This window comes from Paenibacillus terrae (assembly GCF_005217525.1).
Classification (GTDB): Bacteria; Bacillota; Bacilli; order Paenibacillales; family Paenibacillaceae; genus Paenibacillus; species Paenibacillus terrae_C.
Genome location: NZ_PNXQ01000016.1, coordinates 615,010 through 629,674 on the forward strand (window position 1 = coordinate 615,010; position 14,665 = coordinate 629,674).

Below are 14,665 nucleotides of genomic sequence, written 5' to 3' on the forward strand. Positions count from 1 at the left end.
TATAGCTTGTAAATCACAGCTTGTATATGGAGGTATATTTTTCTTCCAGATAATCAGCCAGATAATCCGGGTTTAGATCCTCGCCCGTAATGGCTACAATCAGCTCGGACGGCGTCCGGCTCTTGCCGTAACGGTAGATCCGTTCGATCAGCCATTGCTTGATCGGCTCCAACTCTCCAGCAGCAATCAGCTCATCCAGATTTGGCAGCTCCTTGCGCAGTGTCGCCAAAATTTGCGCTGCATACATATTGCCAAGCGAGTAAGAGGCAAAATAACCAAAATCACCACCGGACCAGTGAACGTCTTGAAGAACGCCAAGCCCGTCATTCGGCGGAAGAAGTCCCAGATATTCCTTATATTTTGCATTCCATACTTCTGGAAGGCGCTTCACATCCAGCTTTTCATTAAACAGCATTTTTTCAATTTCGTAGCGGATAATGATATGTAAATTATATGTCAGCTCATCCGCTTCAATACGAATCAGTGAATTTTCCACACGATTAACGGCCAGGTAGAACTGTTCTGCTGTGACCTTTGCCAGACGGTCTGGAAAATGCTTTTGCAAGTCAGCATAATATCGATCCCAAAAAGCATGGCTGCGTCCAATCATATTTTCCCACAAGCGAGACTGGGATTCATGTATCCCCATGGAGGTTCCTTCAGAAAGCAGCGATCCTGCCAGCTCAGGCGCAATATTTTGCTCATACAGCGCATGACCGCCTTCATGCAATGAGCTGAAAATCGCGCTAGTCACATCATCTTGCAAATAATGTGTGGTTATGCGCACATCGCCCGGATTTAATCCTGTCGCAAAAGGATGCACGCTCTCATCCAAACGACCTGCGTCGAAGTCATAACCCATCTGTTTCAAAATGAACAGGCCGAACTTCTCTTGCTGCTTCACATCAAACACACCGTCCAGAAAGCTCTTATCGGGCTGATTGGGTGAAGCCTGAATTTTAGACAACAGCGGCACAAGACGCTTTTTGAGACGATCAAACACAGCATCCAGCTTTTCAACCGTCATCCCCGGCTCATATTGATCCAAAAGCGTGTCGTATTCCGTATCCTTGACTCCCCAATAACCGATAAACTCACGTTTCATCTCTACGATTTTAGACAAATAAGGCTCGAATTCGGCAAAATTGCTATGTTCCTTGGCATCCTCCCACTTGCTCTCCGCCTGAGCTGCGAGTACGCTGTATTCCCGATAACGGTCAGCCGGAACCGAGCGGTTCAGCTCATAATTTTTGCGGCATTCCTCCACCAATCTGCGATCATTGTCCTCCAATTGCTCCAGTTTGTCTTCTGCGGTAAAAAATTGCAGCAATTGTCCCATTTCACCCGAAATAATCAGCTTGAACATCTCAGTGGACAACATACCCAACGTTTCCGAACGAATATCAACGCCCTTGCGCGGAGCACCTGTTCGTAAGTCCCAGTGCATCAAGCCCACGGCCTCGCCATAACTTTTGATTTTGTGTGCTAGTTCTTTTAAAGCTGCCAATTGGTCCAACGTCTGTTGCGCCATAATCGAGGTCACCTCTTTATCTAAAATGGATAAAACTTTATACTTCTTATACTTGATGATACTTATATTAAAAAGTATAATCAACACACAACATTTGCGACAGCTCCTGAAGGCTTTGAAAAACTGTCAGATAGTACATATTTGTCAAGGGGTAAAACCTGATTTCTGGCCTGCTAAAACCTGGATTAGGCTTTTTCCATACTGGTCTGCTGCAAAAAATAGTTCAACATTAAATAGCATACGGAGGGAACAATCGTGGATCACATCAAAGAGATTTTGGAATACAACCGCGTTTTCGTGGAAAACAAAGAATACGAAGCCTATCGTACAGGCAAGTTCCCCAATAAAAGGATGGTCATCATTACCTGTATGGATACGCGTCTGACTGAACTGCTGCCCAAAGCCATGAATCTGCGCAACGGCGATGTCAAAATTATTAAAAATGCGGGTGCGATTATCTCCCAGCCTTTTGGAAGCGTTATGCGTAGTGTGCTCGTTGCCCTGTATGAGCTGGAAGCGGATGAAGTGCTCGTCATAGGCCATTACGAATGCGGTATGGCCGCGCTGAATGCCGACCACATGGTCAATGAAATGCTGGAGCGCGGGATTTCACAAGAGGTACTGAGCACTCTGGAAAATTCAGGGATTAAACTAAACAAATGGCTGAAAGGTTTTGACAACATTGAGGAAGGGGTTAGAAGTACCGTAAAGCTTATTAAGAATCACCCCTTGCTCCCGCCTAATGCGCCTGTTCACGGTATGGTCATCCATCCGGACACCGGGGAGCTAACGCTGGTTGTTGATGGAAATAAGCAGTGAAAATCCTATAATTAACATTAAAAAGGGTATTTTTAGGACGTACTTTACGACCTAAAAATACCCTCTTTTTTATGAAAATAAGCACATATGAGTGTATGATGATCCGAGTTAATTTTGGCTAACCTGTGAACGACCTATCTGAAAGTTGTCAAACCATACAGTTTCAGTGTACACTTTTCATGAAGCGGCAGAACACCTGCCGTAGAGCCGTTATAACCGTTACTAAGATGGATGAAGGAGATAAAATCTATGAATTTACTATCGTATGGTCTGTTGGGCCTTCTCGCCAGAGAAGAATCCTCCGGCTATGATCTGATGCTGCGTATCCAGCCTTTTTGGCAGGCTAAGCACAGTCAGATCTATCCACTGCTAGCGCGTATGGAAAGCAAGGAATTGCTTGCTTCCCGCTGGATTCAGCAGTCCGACAAACCTGATAAAAAAATGTATACCATTACAGACAAGGGAATTCATATGCTTCAGCAATGGTCCCAGGAATCACTGGCCGCTCCGGTCACACGGGACGAATTAAGCCTGCGGCTGTTCTGTCTCTGGCTGACGGACAAAAGCAGTGCCAACCGTATGCTGGAGGAACGCAAACGTCATTTCATCCAGCGAATACGGCACCTTGAGGATATTCTGAACGACATTCCCGACGAGGATCTGCATTTTGGCAGCAAAAACTTCGGCGATTACATTCTCGTGCAAAAAGGGCTTATGAATGCCAAAGCGGGTCTGGAGTGGTGCCAAATGGTACTCCGTATGTTGCTTGCCGGAGATGTAAGAGCGGACACTAATCCATTTTCACTTAAACCATAAGACTGAATGCTTTAGTCCAATCATGCATAGGCTTTATATATCAATAAAATTTGAATGTTTTAAATTTTTTGAAACCCTTTTCTATCCGTTTCGTATTACTGGTAAGCGGCTGTTTGACCTATATCAAACCAACATACCAAGGGGGATTATATTTACATGAAAAAAACATTTACTTTGAAAAATATGATGATGCTGATGATGGCCTTTACCCTGCTGATTGTTATGGTCGCACCATCTACAGCCGACGCGAGGCGAGGCGGCGGATTTAAATCCGGGCCAAAAACGTACCAATCTACACCGAGCAAGGCCACTAACAACAACGGAGTCAATAAGTCTGATAGCGGAACCAAATCCAGTGCAACTGCCGGTAATGCAAGCAGAACGGGTGGATTTCTTGGCGGTGGCGGCGGATTCCTGAAAGGCATGATGCTGGGTGGTTTGGCAGGTATGCTCTTCGGCGGACTGTTTGGCAACATGGGCGCACTGGGCAGCTTGCTTGGCCTTGCGGTCAACATTCTCGCTATATACGTCCTGATCATGGTCGGAGTAGGTATCTACCGTGCTATTAAAAATCGTCGCAGACCTGATGATTCCCGTGGAGGACGTTACTAAGTTATGATTTTAAGTATGGATGAAATTGTAAACGCCATCTGTCTGCATATGGCTGAACGCAAAGGCGTCCAGCCCACTGATGTGACAGTAGAATTAAGCTGGGAAGAGGATACAGGATACTCAGCAGAAGTCCATGTACAGGGTCGCAGCCAGTATCTGGTGGAAGCCAACATGATCGAGGCCATCTTGAGATACCTGCATTCCGAGTACAATATCCGTGCCTATCGCGAGCAGGTCAGACTGGATCTGGACGAAGAAATTACAGCCATTGTCCAGAACTAACTCTGCATTTCGCATAGATTAGTCGTGCTAAGCACGCTATACAACATCAGAACCGACCTTTGCTTGATGCAAGGGTCGGTTCTTTTTTTGACACCGTTTTTTGTTATAGCTTCTTCGAAATGTGGAAATATAGTGTGAAGTACGTAGCTCCAGTAAGGCCCAGCCACATCCTTATTTATTGATCAGGCACTTAATGCGGTTGACACTTTAATTTAATTATTATATATTTCATTCAACGGACGGTTAATGAATATGAAAGAAGATGATGTATGTAGTGCATACTCCAAAAAACTCTCGACAGATCCAAGCTGCAGAAACACGTCGAAAAATTCTGCAACAAGCTAAAATACTGTTTTTTAGGGAAGGCTATCATAAAACTACAGTAAGAAGCATTCATAGAGCATTAAATATGGCAGATGGCATTTTGTATCATTATTTTCCTGGTGGGAAAAGAGAATTGCTGACTGTTCTTATTCAAGAAGGATTCGAAGAACAACTAGGAAAACTTAATTCATCTAATTCAGATTTAGAATCCCTTCCATTAAAGGAAGCATTGAAAAAGATATATGAATTGGGAAATGAATTGTTTACGGGGGACATAGAACTCATGCGTATTTTGTTCAGAGAAAGTGATGTGATGGAGCTTTCTGAAACCATTCACCTTTCAAATTTACTTCATGAGCGGCTCCAATGGTTCGCAGGCTTTTTGCAGAGAAGATATGAAAAAGGCGAAGTACGTAAAATGAACTTTGAAATTGCAGCTAAACAGTTCATGTCTATGAGTATACAGGATATTGTAAGCAAATTGATCAATATTGAATTATTAAGCGACCTTTCCAGAGATATTACCAGGGAACAAATTATTGATCATATGCTCGATTTATGGAACCCCTTGACATCATAATCGTGTCAAGGGATTTAATAGGAAATTAAATTCAACAACCGGTTAATGAAATTTAAATTGCTGACGAAAGCTGAGGTTATTATAATGTCTGAAACGATTAAAATTCATGTACTGCACTGCGGCCAAGTTCAAACCGACATGGCTCTGCCATTTAACCAAAACACACTCAACCCTATTGCTTTTACAGGGATTTTCAGGTCAAAAAAATATCAGAATAAGCTGCCTGTTTCCGCTTATTTAATCGAACATCCTAAGGGCCTCGTATTAATTGATACCGGTTGGCACACCGATGTACGTAAAGATCAGCGCAAATACATGGGTAGAATTCACTACCAAATTAATAAAGCTATTCTTCCAGAAGGTCAGGCAATTGATGAACAACTTCAGAATTTGGGTGTGAAAATAAAGAATTTAGATTATGTCATTTTAAGCCATCTCGATATTGATCATGCGAGCGGTATTAAACTGGTAAGCAAAGCTAAGAATATTTTGACTAGTGACATTGAATGGGAAGCCGCGCCCAAAAGCAAACATCGCTACTTACAACATATGTGGGAAGGAGTCCCGATCAGGACCTTCTCTTTTAAACCATCAGAATATGGTCCACAACAATGTCATTTGACTTATTTGGTGATGAATCTTTAATTTTTGTGCACACTCCTGGTCATTCCCATGGTTTGTCAGCTACTATTGTAAAAAATAACGGGAAATTTGTTCTCTTAACTAGCGATACAGGATATGCAAAAAAGTCTTGGGAGGAAATGATTCTTCAGGGTGTACTTGTTAATAAACAACAGGCCATTGAATCGTTGAAGTGGGTCAAACATATGAGTAATGAACCTAACTGTATAGAAGTGATCGCTAATCATGACCCAGACATTAAGCCGCATACGATTGTGTTATGATGAGTCATATCTTTGGGGGGCGTTAAGCAAAAGCCCATCCCGATGCCAATTGGAAATAAATCAACTGCCAAGCAATCGGTGATGGGCTCATTTGCATTAGTCAAATCGGTATACCACACTACAGTATTTTAGCTACCATTAGAAGTTTGAATTCATCTACCTTTGCGGCACCCTTTCGAGCAAGCCGCGACCGTACATTTCCCGAAACGGTTGCTCCTCCATATGAATGTACCCGATATAACAGCCGCATTCCTTCATACGGCACGGCCGCTTGGCACTTAGTCCTTCAAGGCCATCTCTGTACAAGTGACCAAGTACTCGTCGATCCTGGTAGCAATGTTTTACACGTCCGTCACCCTGTATGTAAAATACATCCTCTCCAGCGCGACACGCCCGCCCCTGACTACTGTAATCCTGCAAATTCCATTGGAAATAGGGATCTATAGACGTTAATTCAGCAATCTCGGCATCGGTATAATAATGTGGTCGATCCTTGTAAGCGTTGACCCACAAATAAACATCCTTCGGAAGCTGTGATCGCAAGGAATGAATAGCGGGAAAAGCCTGTCTCAGTCCCACGGTGCCGACACTGTAGGAAATACCAAGTTCATATAGCTTCATACCTTGAGATATAAAAGCCGTCTCCTTCGTCTCTCCCGGATGATACGTCGCCCACAGCGCAGCCGTCCTCGGATTCAGTTCCCTGGCCCAATCCAGCTTAGCGGACAGGTTCGTCTGTACAGCCACTTTATCCACATGCGCCATATGGGAAAACTCAATCATGGTCTTGCGGTACCAGGAATGAATGAGAGCTTCTCCATACGGATTGAAAAATATGGATAGTCGATGCCCCAAAGTTCCCTGTTCCCGTACCCAATCGGCAAAACGCTCCAGTTGCGCCCGATCCTTGTTCAATGTTTCACGGCTATCCACGTTTTTGCTGAACGGGCAGTAAGGGCAAGCATAGTTGCACGAAGTCAACGAGCCACGATAATATAGGGTTGCTCTCATGCGCCTACGTAGCCTTCCATCCGCTCCCGTACTGCCGTGGATATCATCCAGTCGCCAATCGCATCGGAATAAGCCATTCCTTCCTCGGTCAGTCGCAGTGTGTCGTCCACAACCACCGCCATACCAGATTCCAATAACAAGGACATTCCTGCAAAATCATCCGCCAGAGACGCATCGAAGCGCGCGGCGTAAGCAGATAGCTCCAGACCTTCACGATGGAGAAGTGCCTTCAGAATAAAACGCCGCTTGCTCTCCTCCACATTTAAAATAAAACCGTAGTCAGCCAGATCATGGCGCTCGGCGGCGACATAATCAGCAATAATACCGCGCGTTGCGGCTGTACTAACACCGTATCGGCTAGCATAGTGAACATTACGCGTATAGGAGCGCGCACCGCAGCCCAGACCGGCCATGCCTTCCTCCTGACAGCTGTATGGCAGCAGCTCCTTGCCGAGTGCATCATCATTTTTGGCAAAACGGCGCATGGAATATTGTACATATCCCGCCTGTTTGAGTCTTTCACGTGCTACTTCGTACAAGCTGAGACGAATATCATGATCCAGCCCGGTATAGCCCGGCTTTAAAATCGTATTTTCCCGAATGTATAATGGGTAAATAAAAATTTCACCCGGTGCGTAAGATAATGCCTCTTCCAGAGAGTACAGCCACGTTTCCACCGTTTGACCGGGGAGACCATAGATCAGATCCACGTTCAACAGCGGAAAATCGTACTCCACCAGCCGCGCAAGCGCTTCTCGTACAAGCTTGGGCTTCTGAGGGCGGTATATGGCCGCACTCTCCGACTCCACAAAGCTCTGGATCCCCATGCTGACACGGTCCGTTCGGCGGCGCTTGAGCACCTCCAGCCGATCTTCGGTTACCGTATCCGGCGACGTTTCCACCGAAATGGAAGCATGTTCCGGGTCTAAACCCATTATATTTTCCGCAATGTCAAACAATCGTTCGACCAAAGGAGCCTCCAGCAAGGTTGGCGTACCGCCGCCGATCGCAAAGCGTGAAAACGGCCGACCACCCATGATTGGCGCCCATTGTCGGGCTTGTCTTTCAAGCGCATTCACATACTCCTTATGCACATCCAGCCGCTTGTCAGGCAAAGTGAACAGGTTACAGAATCCACAACGAGCCGCGCAAAACGGAATATGCATATACAAAAAATAGCTCTCCAGCTCCTCCTTCTCCCACAACTCTTGCAGTGAGAGCGGTGTATCAAACGGCCGATAGGCCGTTTTATGCGGATAAGAGTACAAATAGGAGCGGTAGGGAGCTTCACGGATCGTACGTGCCCATTGGGCAGGGTTCTCAGGCCATGGAGACCCTGATGCTGAGCCTGCGTCCAGCCCCGCAGAGGGATTGCCTTCTGCTCCCGTTAGAAGCGAGTGATTCAAATTCATGGCTTTCATTTCTGCTCCCTCCTCGCGCTGGATTGATTTCTTTACATTTTACCAGTGCAATCTAAAATTTCTTGTACCTTACAACACAAATTCGCGGTAAGGCACATTCCATACTACCTCATGAGCTAGACGATGCCCTTCGTAGCCGTCTTCCCCATAAGCCGTACCATGATCGGAAAAGGCCATGCAAAACGTCTTTCCCCGTTCTCGTAAAGCATCAAACAAACGCCCAAGCTGCCCATCCACATAACGCAAGGCTACACGTTGGGACTCCACCGAATCCTTAGCTGAGCACTCCAGAAAATAGTGATTAGGGCCATGAATAGCTGATACATTCAGGAACAAAAACAGCCGCTGCGCCGGGTCCGCCTTCTCCAGCAGCTTAAGGGCATGATTCACCTGATGCTCGGTTGAACGGGGATTCGTAACGCCGAAGGTCATACGCCAGTAGCTTTCCTGAAAATACCCCGGCAGCACCTTGGCAAGCTTGTTTTTTTTCGTAAAAAAAATAACGCCGCCGATGCAGATTGTTCGATACCCCTCACCCGCCAGCCCGGATACAATATCCGGTGCATCAAACAGCCACGTATGCGGATGCGTCCGCAGTCCCGTATCCTTTGTATGAAACAGCCGTATGTGGGAGGCCTTATCCGTATTAGCCGGTGTAGGCAAAAATCCGCCAAAAAACGCATGATGTGCAGCATAGGTAAAGCTGCCCGGCGTATGGCGTTTTTCCCATGGTCCAGACTCGCATAGATTCGGACAGTTCTCCTCCTCCAGCTTGGCTACATCGTAACGCAGCGTGTCGAGCGTAATCATGACAATATCATGAGAACCGACAATCTGATTCATATCGGTCATAACGAGTCTTTCCTTTCCAAAGTTGCAGTCCCATTGGCGAGATGCAGCATTTCCCATTCATATGGATTCCATCCCTGATGCTTTACACGATATAGCAGGTCACCGAACGGATTAACATCCAGCACGTATGGACGACCGCCATGCGCCGGAACCAGCACATCCAGCCCAGCGACCATAGAGGCTGGAAATGCGCTCATCGCGGCTTCCGCAGTCTGCTGCACCGATTCTACCGTATCCTGCGGCAACCCAGCGCCCTCCAGCAAGAGCCGTTCATTGCGCAAATGCAGATTCGTAATCGGACTCCGACTCAAACGCAAAACGGCATGACAAGCCTCTGCTCCACAAACGAGCTGGCGTACATCGTAAACACGTCCGTTCAGACTCGCTTTAGGTATCCAGCGCTCCACATGCACCCCTTCCGAGCATAGCCAGCCCAGGGTAGCATGAATGTCCTGCTTGTCCGTATAACGGCGCAAGCGTCCGGCATTGTAATACACGCGCTGTCCGTGTACGATTTCCGTTCCGATGGTGGTTACCGCCAGTTCTGCCCGTGTCCGCGGATGCACCTGATAGGCTATTACACCCGAAGCACCGGACCCGCAAAATATTTTCACAAACAGGCGGTAAACCCCGCTCTCCTTCATCGCTGCGTGCAGATCAGCAACATCACGAAAGGTACCGTCTAATGGTGCAAGCACAGGCGGAACCCTTATGCCCGCCTTGTCCAATACGGTGCTGCAACGCCGTTTGTCGAACATCACAGCCACTTCCGTCGGATCATTCATCCAGCGCGACGAGGGCCACAGCTGGGCCGCTTCTTGCCGCAGCCATGCCAGCAGACGGCAATATCCCCGGAACCATTGTGCCGGGTGCCAAATGCGACCGTGCTGCTCCAGTAGGCCTCGTGCTTCTGCCGCCAATATGCCTGGGCCATATGCTAATTCCGCACACGGCAACAAAGAATCGTCTCCCTCCGCATCCGGGGCTCCCAAAGCAATCAGTTCACGCTCTATCTCAAAGTTTTCGCCTGGTGCATCCAGACGAAGCAGCGGACTAATGTCCGCCGCCCCCGTCTTTAACTGACAGATGCTCTCTTGCATATATACACTAGCATTTACACTGTCTGACGCAGACTGTATAGCTATTCGGGCCATCAGTTCACCCAAGCTTTGTTTTTCACGGATGGCTTCCAGCACATTTTTATAGGAAATCTCAACAGCTGGCGGCAGCTTCAATCTGCTTCGCGCCTCTTGTAGTCCTGTGGTCCGCCGATTCCCCGAATTGCCAAACAAAATAAACCGCTCGTTGACATTTCTGTCTGATATCCCAACCATAAAAGCCGCCTCACCTCACTTACTCAGTCAACGATGGATAGCGCCAATCATCTTCCTCGTCCGCTTGCTGCTGATCTTCCACATTCACAGACAGTCCTGTGCTTTTCCAACGTCTCATCATTTCATCAGACATATAGTGATAGCTCAAATCCAGATGCTTCAGCCCTTTGATGCTTTCGCTAGCCAGTAGTGCCTCTGCCCCTTTATCGGACAACGTGCCTTGAGACAGATCAAGTACCTCCAGTTGTCCAATCGCAGTTGCGTTTGCCGCAGCAATCGCAATTTCATCCTGTATTTCACTATCCTTCAGCCCCAAATAGGTCAGCTTGGGAAAAAGATTGTCGTTCAGGAACGGTAATACGTCCTCCAGACCACCGTCAAAACCGTATTGATCCACGCCCAAGTACAGCTCCAGCTTACGCAGCTCTGGCAGCTCGGCATTACGAATCTCCTGAAGAACACTCGCTGGCAAACCTCCGCAAATAATAACCAATTCCTGAAGGTGGCTATGCCGCAATGGTTCCAGGCTCAGGTCCTGACTTCCTTTAACATAAAAGGATTCCAATGCTGGAAACGCCTCCAACAGCGGAGACAGATTCGTCTGATTAATCCACGAAACCTCACACTCGTCATATTCCATATCCCCGATAAACAGCTTACGCAGCTTCGGAAATTGATCTTTGTGCTTTACCAGCACCGGAATAAAATCCTCCGGCGATTGTTCATAGGCTCCGCCCCAATCTCCAATAATCAAATCCGTTATTTCTGCGCTCTCTGGCTTGACTGCCAGTTCTTCAATAAAATTGGCCATCGTTTGACCCTTCTCATAAGCTTCATAATCCACAACCAGCTTTACTTCCATCTCGTAATACCTCCGATCACTGATCTGAAAATGTAATAAATCCCTATCTCATAAACTATCTATTTCCAGTTTAGTCTATCCTATCATACCAATGTTCGTCAAAAATAGACCCCTACCGACATCAATCCTATGTAAAATGTGCGCAATGAAATCAAAACAGGGCAGCCCGGTAAAATTACTCCAGTCTGCCCTGCGCCTATACTCCCTAATAAATCTCTACTATATAATACATTAGATTTTGAAGCCGAATTATTGGCTAATGGTGATTGGTGAGTTATCCGACAGCAACGCTAGATTATTCACGATTACATTCTCTTCGTTGCTCAAGCCACTGGTAACCAGTGTTTGTGAGCCTGTCGTCTGAACCGTCTTCACTTCCTTGCGTTTCGCATGGTCACCATTCACAACGTATACATATTGCTTGCCCTGATCCTTTTGAATCGCTGCGGTAGGAACGACAATACCTTCTTGTGCATTCGCAGCGACAAAGCTGATATCAGCCAGCATACCGGATTTCAGTTTCACATCCGGATTTGCCACCGAAATTTTCACAGGATATCCTTTTCCACTTGCATCCAACGGGCTTACATTTTTCACTGTACCTGTTGTCACAATATTGGAAGCTGCTACACGAACCTGTACCTTGTCGCCTGCTTTTACATTGTTGATCTGCTCAGCAGGTACATAGATCAGTGTATTAACTGTACTCAGGTTAGCAATGACCAGCGCAGGAGCCTGAGCGGATACCATTTCGCCTACTTCTGCATTTTTCGTACCAACAATACCGTTTATCGGTGATGTAATCACAGTATCGTCAAGTGCGTCCTGAGCGATACTCACATTTAGCTGTGCCTGCTTGAGAGACTGTTGGCTGGACTCGATAACCGCTGTATTTTGAGATACCTTCAGTTGATTTTGTGCATTGCTGTAGCCGCTGTTAGCATTACTGTAGCTGTTTTTTGCAGAATCGTAGCTGTTACGGGCCGTAGTGAGCGCCTTCTGAGCAGCCACCAGTTGGTCCTGGGCATTAGCCTGGGCATTTTGCGCATTGTTGTATGCCGCTACTGCGTTCACAACGGCTGTTTTTGCTTGTTCCAATTGTGCTTGAGTACTCGCACCTGCATCAAACAGGCTTTGAGTGCGCGTTACATTTTTCTGAGCATCCACCAGCGCTTGCTGCGTTTGCTTCACCGTATTGGCCGCCGAGGAAACGCCGTGTGTTGCCTGTTCTACGGCTGTAGTAGCCTGATTAATGGCTCCCTGCGCCTGATTGATTGCGCTTTGGGACTGAATCACGCCACTTTTGGATTGTACTACGCCCGAGTTGGCTTGAACCATTGTTGATTCATGGGATGCCTGAGCAGAACTCACTCCTGCTGCTGCCGCAGCTGCTGCGGCACGGGCTTTCGCCACATTATTCCGCATGTCCTTGTCATCAAGCTTGAACAGCACTTGACCTTTTTTGACCTCTGAGCCAATATCCACAGGCAGTTCAACTACTTTACCGCCCACTTTTGGAACGATATTCACCGTCTCCGAAGGTGTTACCGTTCCTGTATAAATGTTCCCTTGCCCAATGATACCCTGCTGCGCTTGGCTGATCTTGACAGGAACGACCATATCCTGCGCCGCCCCGCTATTACTGGAGCAGCCTGCCAGCACTGCGCCGCCGAGCACTAAGGCCGCTAATGTACTTTCTACTCTCAATATTTTCATGATAATTTCCTTTCTTTCTGTCCGTGGAAATAATGTAAGCCATCCAGTCGATATTTTGTAGTTCTTTATAAAGCTTCCGGCTGTGTCTTTGCTTTCTTCCTCTGAATAAACAAAAAGATTAGTGGAATCGTGCAAAACAGCGGTATGGATGAAATGAGGAATGTATCCCCAATTCCTCTTGATGTGGCATCCAGTGTGATTAAGCTACTTATGGATGACATCCATGAGCTGCCCAACGACGCTTGCAGCGCATGAGCCGCGTCCGGTGTAACAGTCTCTGAAATTTGTTGGGCATGAGCCGCCGAACGACTTTGCATAATCGCTGTCAGCACTGCAATAGCCATAGAAGCTGCAACGGTACGTACCAGATTGGATGCTGTAGACGCATTCGCTACTTTACTTGGATGAACAGCGTTCATACCGACCGTAGACAATGGCATCATACAAATGCCGATTCCCAGACCCCGAAATGCCATTACCGTTTCTAGCCAAATATGCGGTGTGTCTGGCGTAAGTTGATGCAAATGATATGTCATGAAGCTGGTCAACGTCAGGCCAACAAGTCCCAGGGGCACAATGCCGAACTTATCAAATAACCGCCCGGCAATCGGCATCATAGCCGCCATTGCAATCGCCTGTGGAATGAGGATGATTCCGGTATCAATCGGTGACACATGCTGAATATTTTGCAAAAACAACGGTGTCAAAAACGTTCCTCCGTACATTCCCATCATGACCAGACTGGAGGCAATGACACTAATCGTATATTTTGAATTTTTAAATAATGAAATTTCAATTACAGCATTGTCTTTTCCGCTTTCCACATAAATAAGAAAGACAAGCGCCCAGAAGGCGACGAACAGTAGAGATACAATTTTAAAAGAGGTCCAGCCATCATGCTGCCCGTTAGTCAGTGCGTACAAGAGCGTCCCTGCACAAGTTGCGGCCAACAAAAAGCCCGGCAAATCAAACGGCTTTGGTGTTGCTTTAGGCGGCTCTTTGATTAGTAGAATGACCATTAAAATTGCAAATAAAGCTACAGGCAGACTGACAATAAACAGAAAACGCCAGTTAAACCATTCAATTAAGTATCCACTCAGCGTAGGTCCTACAGCTGGCGCTGCCATTGCGGCGATCCCCCAGATACCAAGGGACATACCAATTTGTTCACGTGGCATGATTTTGTAAATAATCGTCATGCTTAGCGGCATAATGACACCGCCTCCCAATCCAGCCAGTACCCGTGCTGCGATCAGAGAAGAATCACTCCATGCAAAAATACATATTCCCGTTCCCAGCGAGAACACGCTGAGGGCAAGTATTAAAAACTTTTTGTATCCGATACGCTGCTCCATATATCCGGTAATCGGGACGATTACACCAGATGCAAGCGTGTAACCTGTAATAACCCACTGAATACGTGTCGTCGTTGACCCTAAGTCCGTCGTCAATCGAGGAATGGCGACATTGATCAGACTGTTGTTCAGAATGGCGACAAAGGCGCCTAAAACGATGGCAAAAAAAGCAAGCCAGCGTTCTTTGGAAGAATCAGTCGAAGGAGCAGCAGCAGTTTCATTGGCAGCCACATGGACCCCTCCTT

At 46.8% G+C, this 14,665-nt stretch carries 15 protein-coding genes; 7 read left to right on the plus strand and 8 right to left on the minus strand.

What is annotated here, in order from left to right:
* Nucleotides 1-13 precede the first annotated feature (13 nt).
* Nucleotides 14-1,531: a carboxypeptidase M32 gene (locus tag C1I60_RS20375; RefSeq protein ID WP_137063352.1), complete on the minus strand. Its 1,518-nt coding sequence runs from the start codon at nucleotides 1,529-1,531 to the stop codon at nucleotides 14-16.
* A 255-nt stretch (nucleotides 1,532-1,786) separates the two neighbouring features.
* Between C1I60_RS20375 and C1I60_RS20380 the strand changes: the two genes are divergently transcribed.
* From C1I60_RS20380 to C1I60_RS26370, 7 genes are all read left to right on the plus strand, one after another.
* Nucleotides 1,787-2,350 carry a beta-class carbonic anhydrase gene (locus C1I60_RS20380; protein WP_044647778.1) on the plus strand — a complete coding sequence of 188 codons (564 nt, stop codon included), beginning with the start codon at nucleotides 1,787-1,789 and terminating at the stop codon, nucleotides 2,348-2,350.
* Nucleotides 2,351-2,599: 249 nt separating this feature from the next.
* Nucleotides 2,600-3,166 carry a PadR family transcriptional regulator gene (locus C1I60_RS20385; protein WP_044647777.1) on the plus strand — a complete coding sequence of 189 codons (567 nt, stop codon included), beginning with the start codon at nucleotides 2,600-2,602 and terminating at the stop codon, nucleotides 3,164-3,166.
* Nucleotides 3,167-3,322: 156 nt separating this feature from the next.
* Nucleotides 3,323-3,778, plus strand: coding sequence for a hypothetical protein (locus C1I60_RS20390; protein ID WP_137063353.1), 456 nt, complete (start codon nucleotides 3,323-3,325; stop codon nucleotides 3,776-3,778).
* 3 nt (nucleotides 3,779-3,781) lie between these two features.
* Nucleotides 3,782-4,060 carry a YxcD family protein gene (locus C1I60_RS20395; protein ID WP_044647775.1) on the plus strand — a complete coding sequence of 93 codons (279 nt, stop codon included), beginning with the start codon at nucleotides 3,782-3,784 and terminating at the stop codon, nucleotides 4,058-4,060.
* A 274-nt stretch (nucleotides 4,061-4,334) separates the two neighbouring features.
* Nucleotides 4,335-4,964: a TetR/AcrR family transcriptional regulator gene (locus C1I60_RS20400; RefSeq protein WP_170970859.1), complete on the plus strand. Its 630-nt coding sequence runs from the start codon at nucleotides 4,335-4,337 to the stop codon at nucleotides 4,962-4,964.
* A gap of 45 nt (nucleotides 4,965-5,009) precedes the next feature.
* The gene (locus C1I60_RS20405; protein ID WP_353505570.1) at nucleotides 5,010-5,609 is read left to right on the plus strand and encodes an MBL fold metallo-hydrolase; all 600 of its coding nucleotides are present in this window, start codon (nucleotides 5,010-5,012) and stop codon (nucleotides 5,607-5,609) included.
* Nucleotides 5,610-5,641: 32 nt separating this feature from the next.
* A complete protein-coding gene (locus C1I60_RS26370; protein ID WP_353505571.1) occupies nucleotides 5,642-5,869 on the plus strand; it encodes a hypothetical protein in 228 nt (75 codons plus the stop codon).
* A gap of 156 nt (nucleotides 5,870-6,025) precedes the next feature.
* Here C1I60_RS26370 and C1I60_RS20410 read toward each other — a convergent pair whose 3' ends face one another.
* The 7 genes from C1I60_RS20410 to C1I60_RS20440 all read right to left on the minus strand — a co-directional run bounded on the left by C1I60_RS20410 (nucleotide 6,026) and on the right by C1I60_RS20440 (nucleotide 14,651).
* The gene (locus tag C1I60_RS20410) at nucleotides 6,026-6,880 is read right to left on the minus strand and encodes an STM4011 family radical SAM protein (RefSeq protein WP_137063355.1); all 855 of its coding nucleotides are present in this window, start codon (nucleotides 6,878-6,880) and stop codon (nucleotides 6,026-6,028) included.
* Nucleotides 6,877-8,301 (minus strand): STM4012 family radical SAM protein, encoded by a 1,425-nt coding sequence (locus C1I60_RS20415; protein WP_137063356.1) that lies wholly within the window; start codon nucleotides 8,299-8,301, stop codon nucleotides 6,877-6,879. Before C1I60_RS20415 ends, C1I60_RS20410 begins: the two co-directional genes overlap by 4 nt.
* Before the next feature lie 69 nt (nucleotides 8,302-8,370).
* Nucleotides 8,371-9,153 carry an STM4013/SEN3800 family hydrolase gene (locus tag C1I60_RS20420; protein WP_137063357.1) on the minus strand — a complete coding sequence of 261 codons (783 nt, stop codon included), beginning with the start codon at nucleotides 9,151-9,153 and terminating at the stop codon, nucleotides 8,371-8,373.
* Complete coding sequence (locus C1I60_RS20425) at nucleotides 9,150-10,487, minus strand: STM4014 family protein (RefSeq protein WP_137063358.1); 1,338 nt, start codon at nucleotides 10,485-10,487, stop codon at nucleotides 9,150-9,152. The genes C1I60_RS20420 and C1I60_RS20425 overlap by 4 nt, the downstream gene beginning before the upstream one ends.
* 19 nt (nucleotides 10,488-10,506) lie before the next feature.
* On the minus strand, nucleotides 10,507-11,349 hold the full coding sequence (locus C1I60_RS20430) for an STM4015 family protein (protein ID WP_137063359.1): 843 nt from the start codon (nucleotides 11,347-11,349) through the stop codon (nucleotides 10,507-10,509).
* A gap of 249 nt (nucleotides 11,350-11,598) precedes the next feature.
* On the minus strand, nucleotides 11,599-13,065 hold the full coding sequence (locus C1I60_RS20435; RefSeq protein ID WP_137063360.1) for an efflux RND transporter periplasmic adaptor subunit: 1,467 nt from the start codon (nucleotides 13,063-13,065) through the stop codon (nucleotides 11,599-11,601).
* 65 nt (nucleotides 13,066-13,130) lie between these two features.
* A complete protein-coding gene (locus C1I60_RS20440) occupies nucleotides 13,131-14,651 on the minus strand; it encodes a DHA2 family efflux MFS transporter permease subunit (protein ID WP_137063361.1) in 1,521 nt (506 codons plus the stop codon).
* Nucleotides 14,652-14,665 lie beyond the last annotated feature (14 nt).

Coding starts and splice junctions, on each gene's coding strand:
- C1I60_RS20375 (WP_137063352.1), bottom strand. CDS start 1,531: ATGGCGCAACAGACGTTGGACCAATTGGCAGCTTTAAAAGAACTAGCA.
- C1I60_RS20385 (WP_044647777.1), top strand. CDS start 2,600: ATGAATTTACTATCGTATGGTCTGTTGGGCCTTCTCGCCAGAGAAGAA.
- C1I60_RS20390 (WP_137063353.1), top strand. CDS start 3,323: ATGAAAAAAACATTTACTTTGAAAAATATGATGATGCTGATGATGGCC.
- C1I60_RS20395 (WP_044647775.1), top strand. CDS start 3,782: ATGATTTTAAGTATGGATGAAATTGTAAACGCCATCTGTCTGCATATG.
- C1I60_RS20405 (WP_353505570.1), top strand. CDS start 5,010: ATGAAATTTAAATTGCTGACGAAAGCTGAGGTTATTATAATGTCTGAA.
- C1I60_RS20410 (WP_137063355.1), bottom strand. CDS start 6,880: ATGAGAGCAACCCTATATTATCGTGGCTCGTTGACTTCGTGCAACTAT.
- C1I60_RS20415 (WP_137063356.1), bottom strand. CDS start 8,301: ATGAAAGCCATGAATTTGAATCACTCGCTTCTAACGGGAGCAGAAGGC.
- C1I60_RS20420 (WP_137063357.1), bottom strand. CDS start 9,153: ATGACCGATATGAATCAGATTGTCGGTTCTCATGATATTGTCATGATT.
- C1I60_RS20425 (WP_137063358.1), bottom strand. CDS start 10,487: ATGGTTGGGATATCAGACAGAAATGTCAACGAGCGGTTTATTTTGTTT.
- C1I60_RS20430 (WP_137063359.1), bottom strand. CDS start 11,349: ATGGAAGTAAAGCTGGTTGTGGATTATGAAGCTTATGAGAAGGGTCAA.
- C1I60_RS20435 (WP_137063360.1), bottom strand. CDS start 13,065: ATGAAAATATTGAGAGTAGAAAGTACATTAGCGGCCTTAGTGCTCGGC.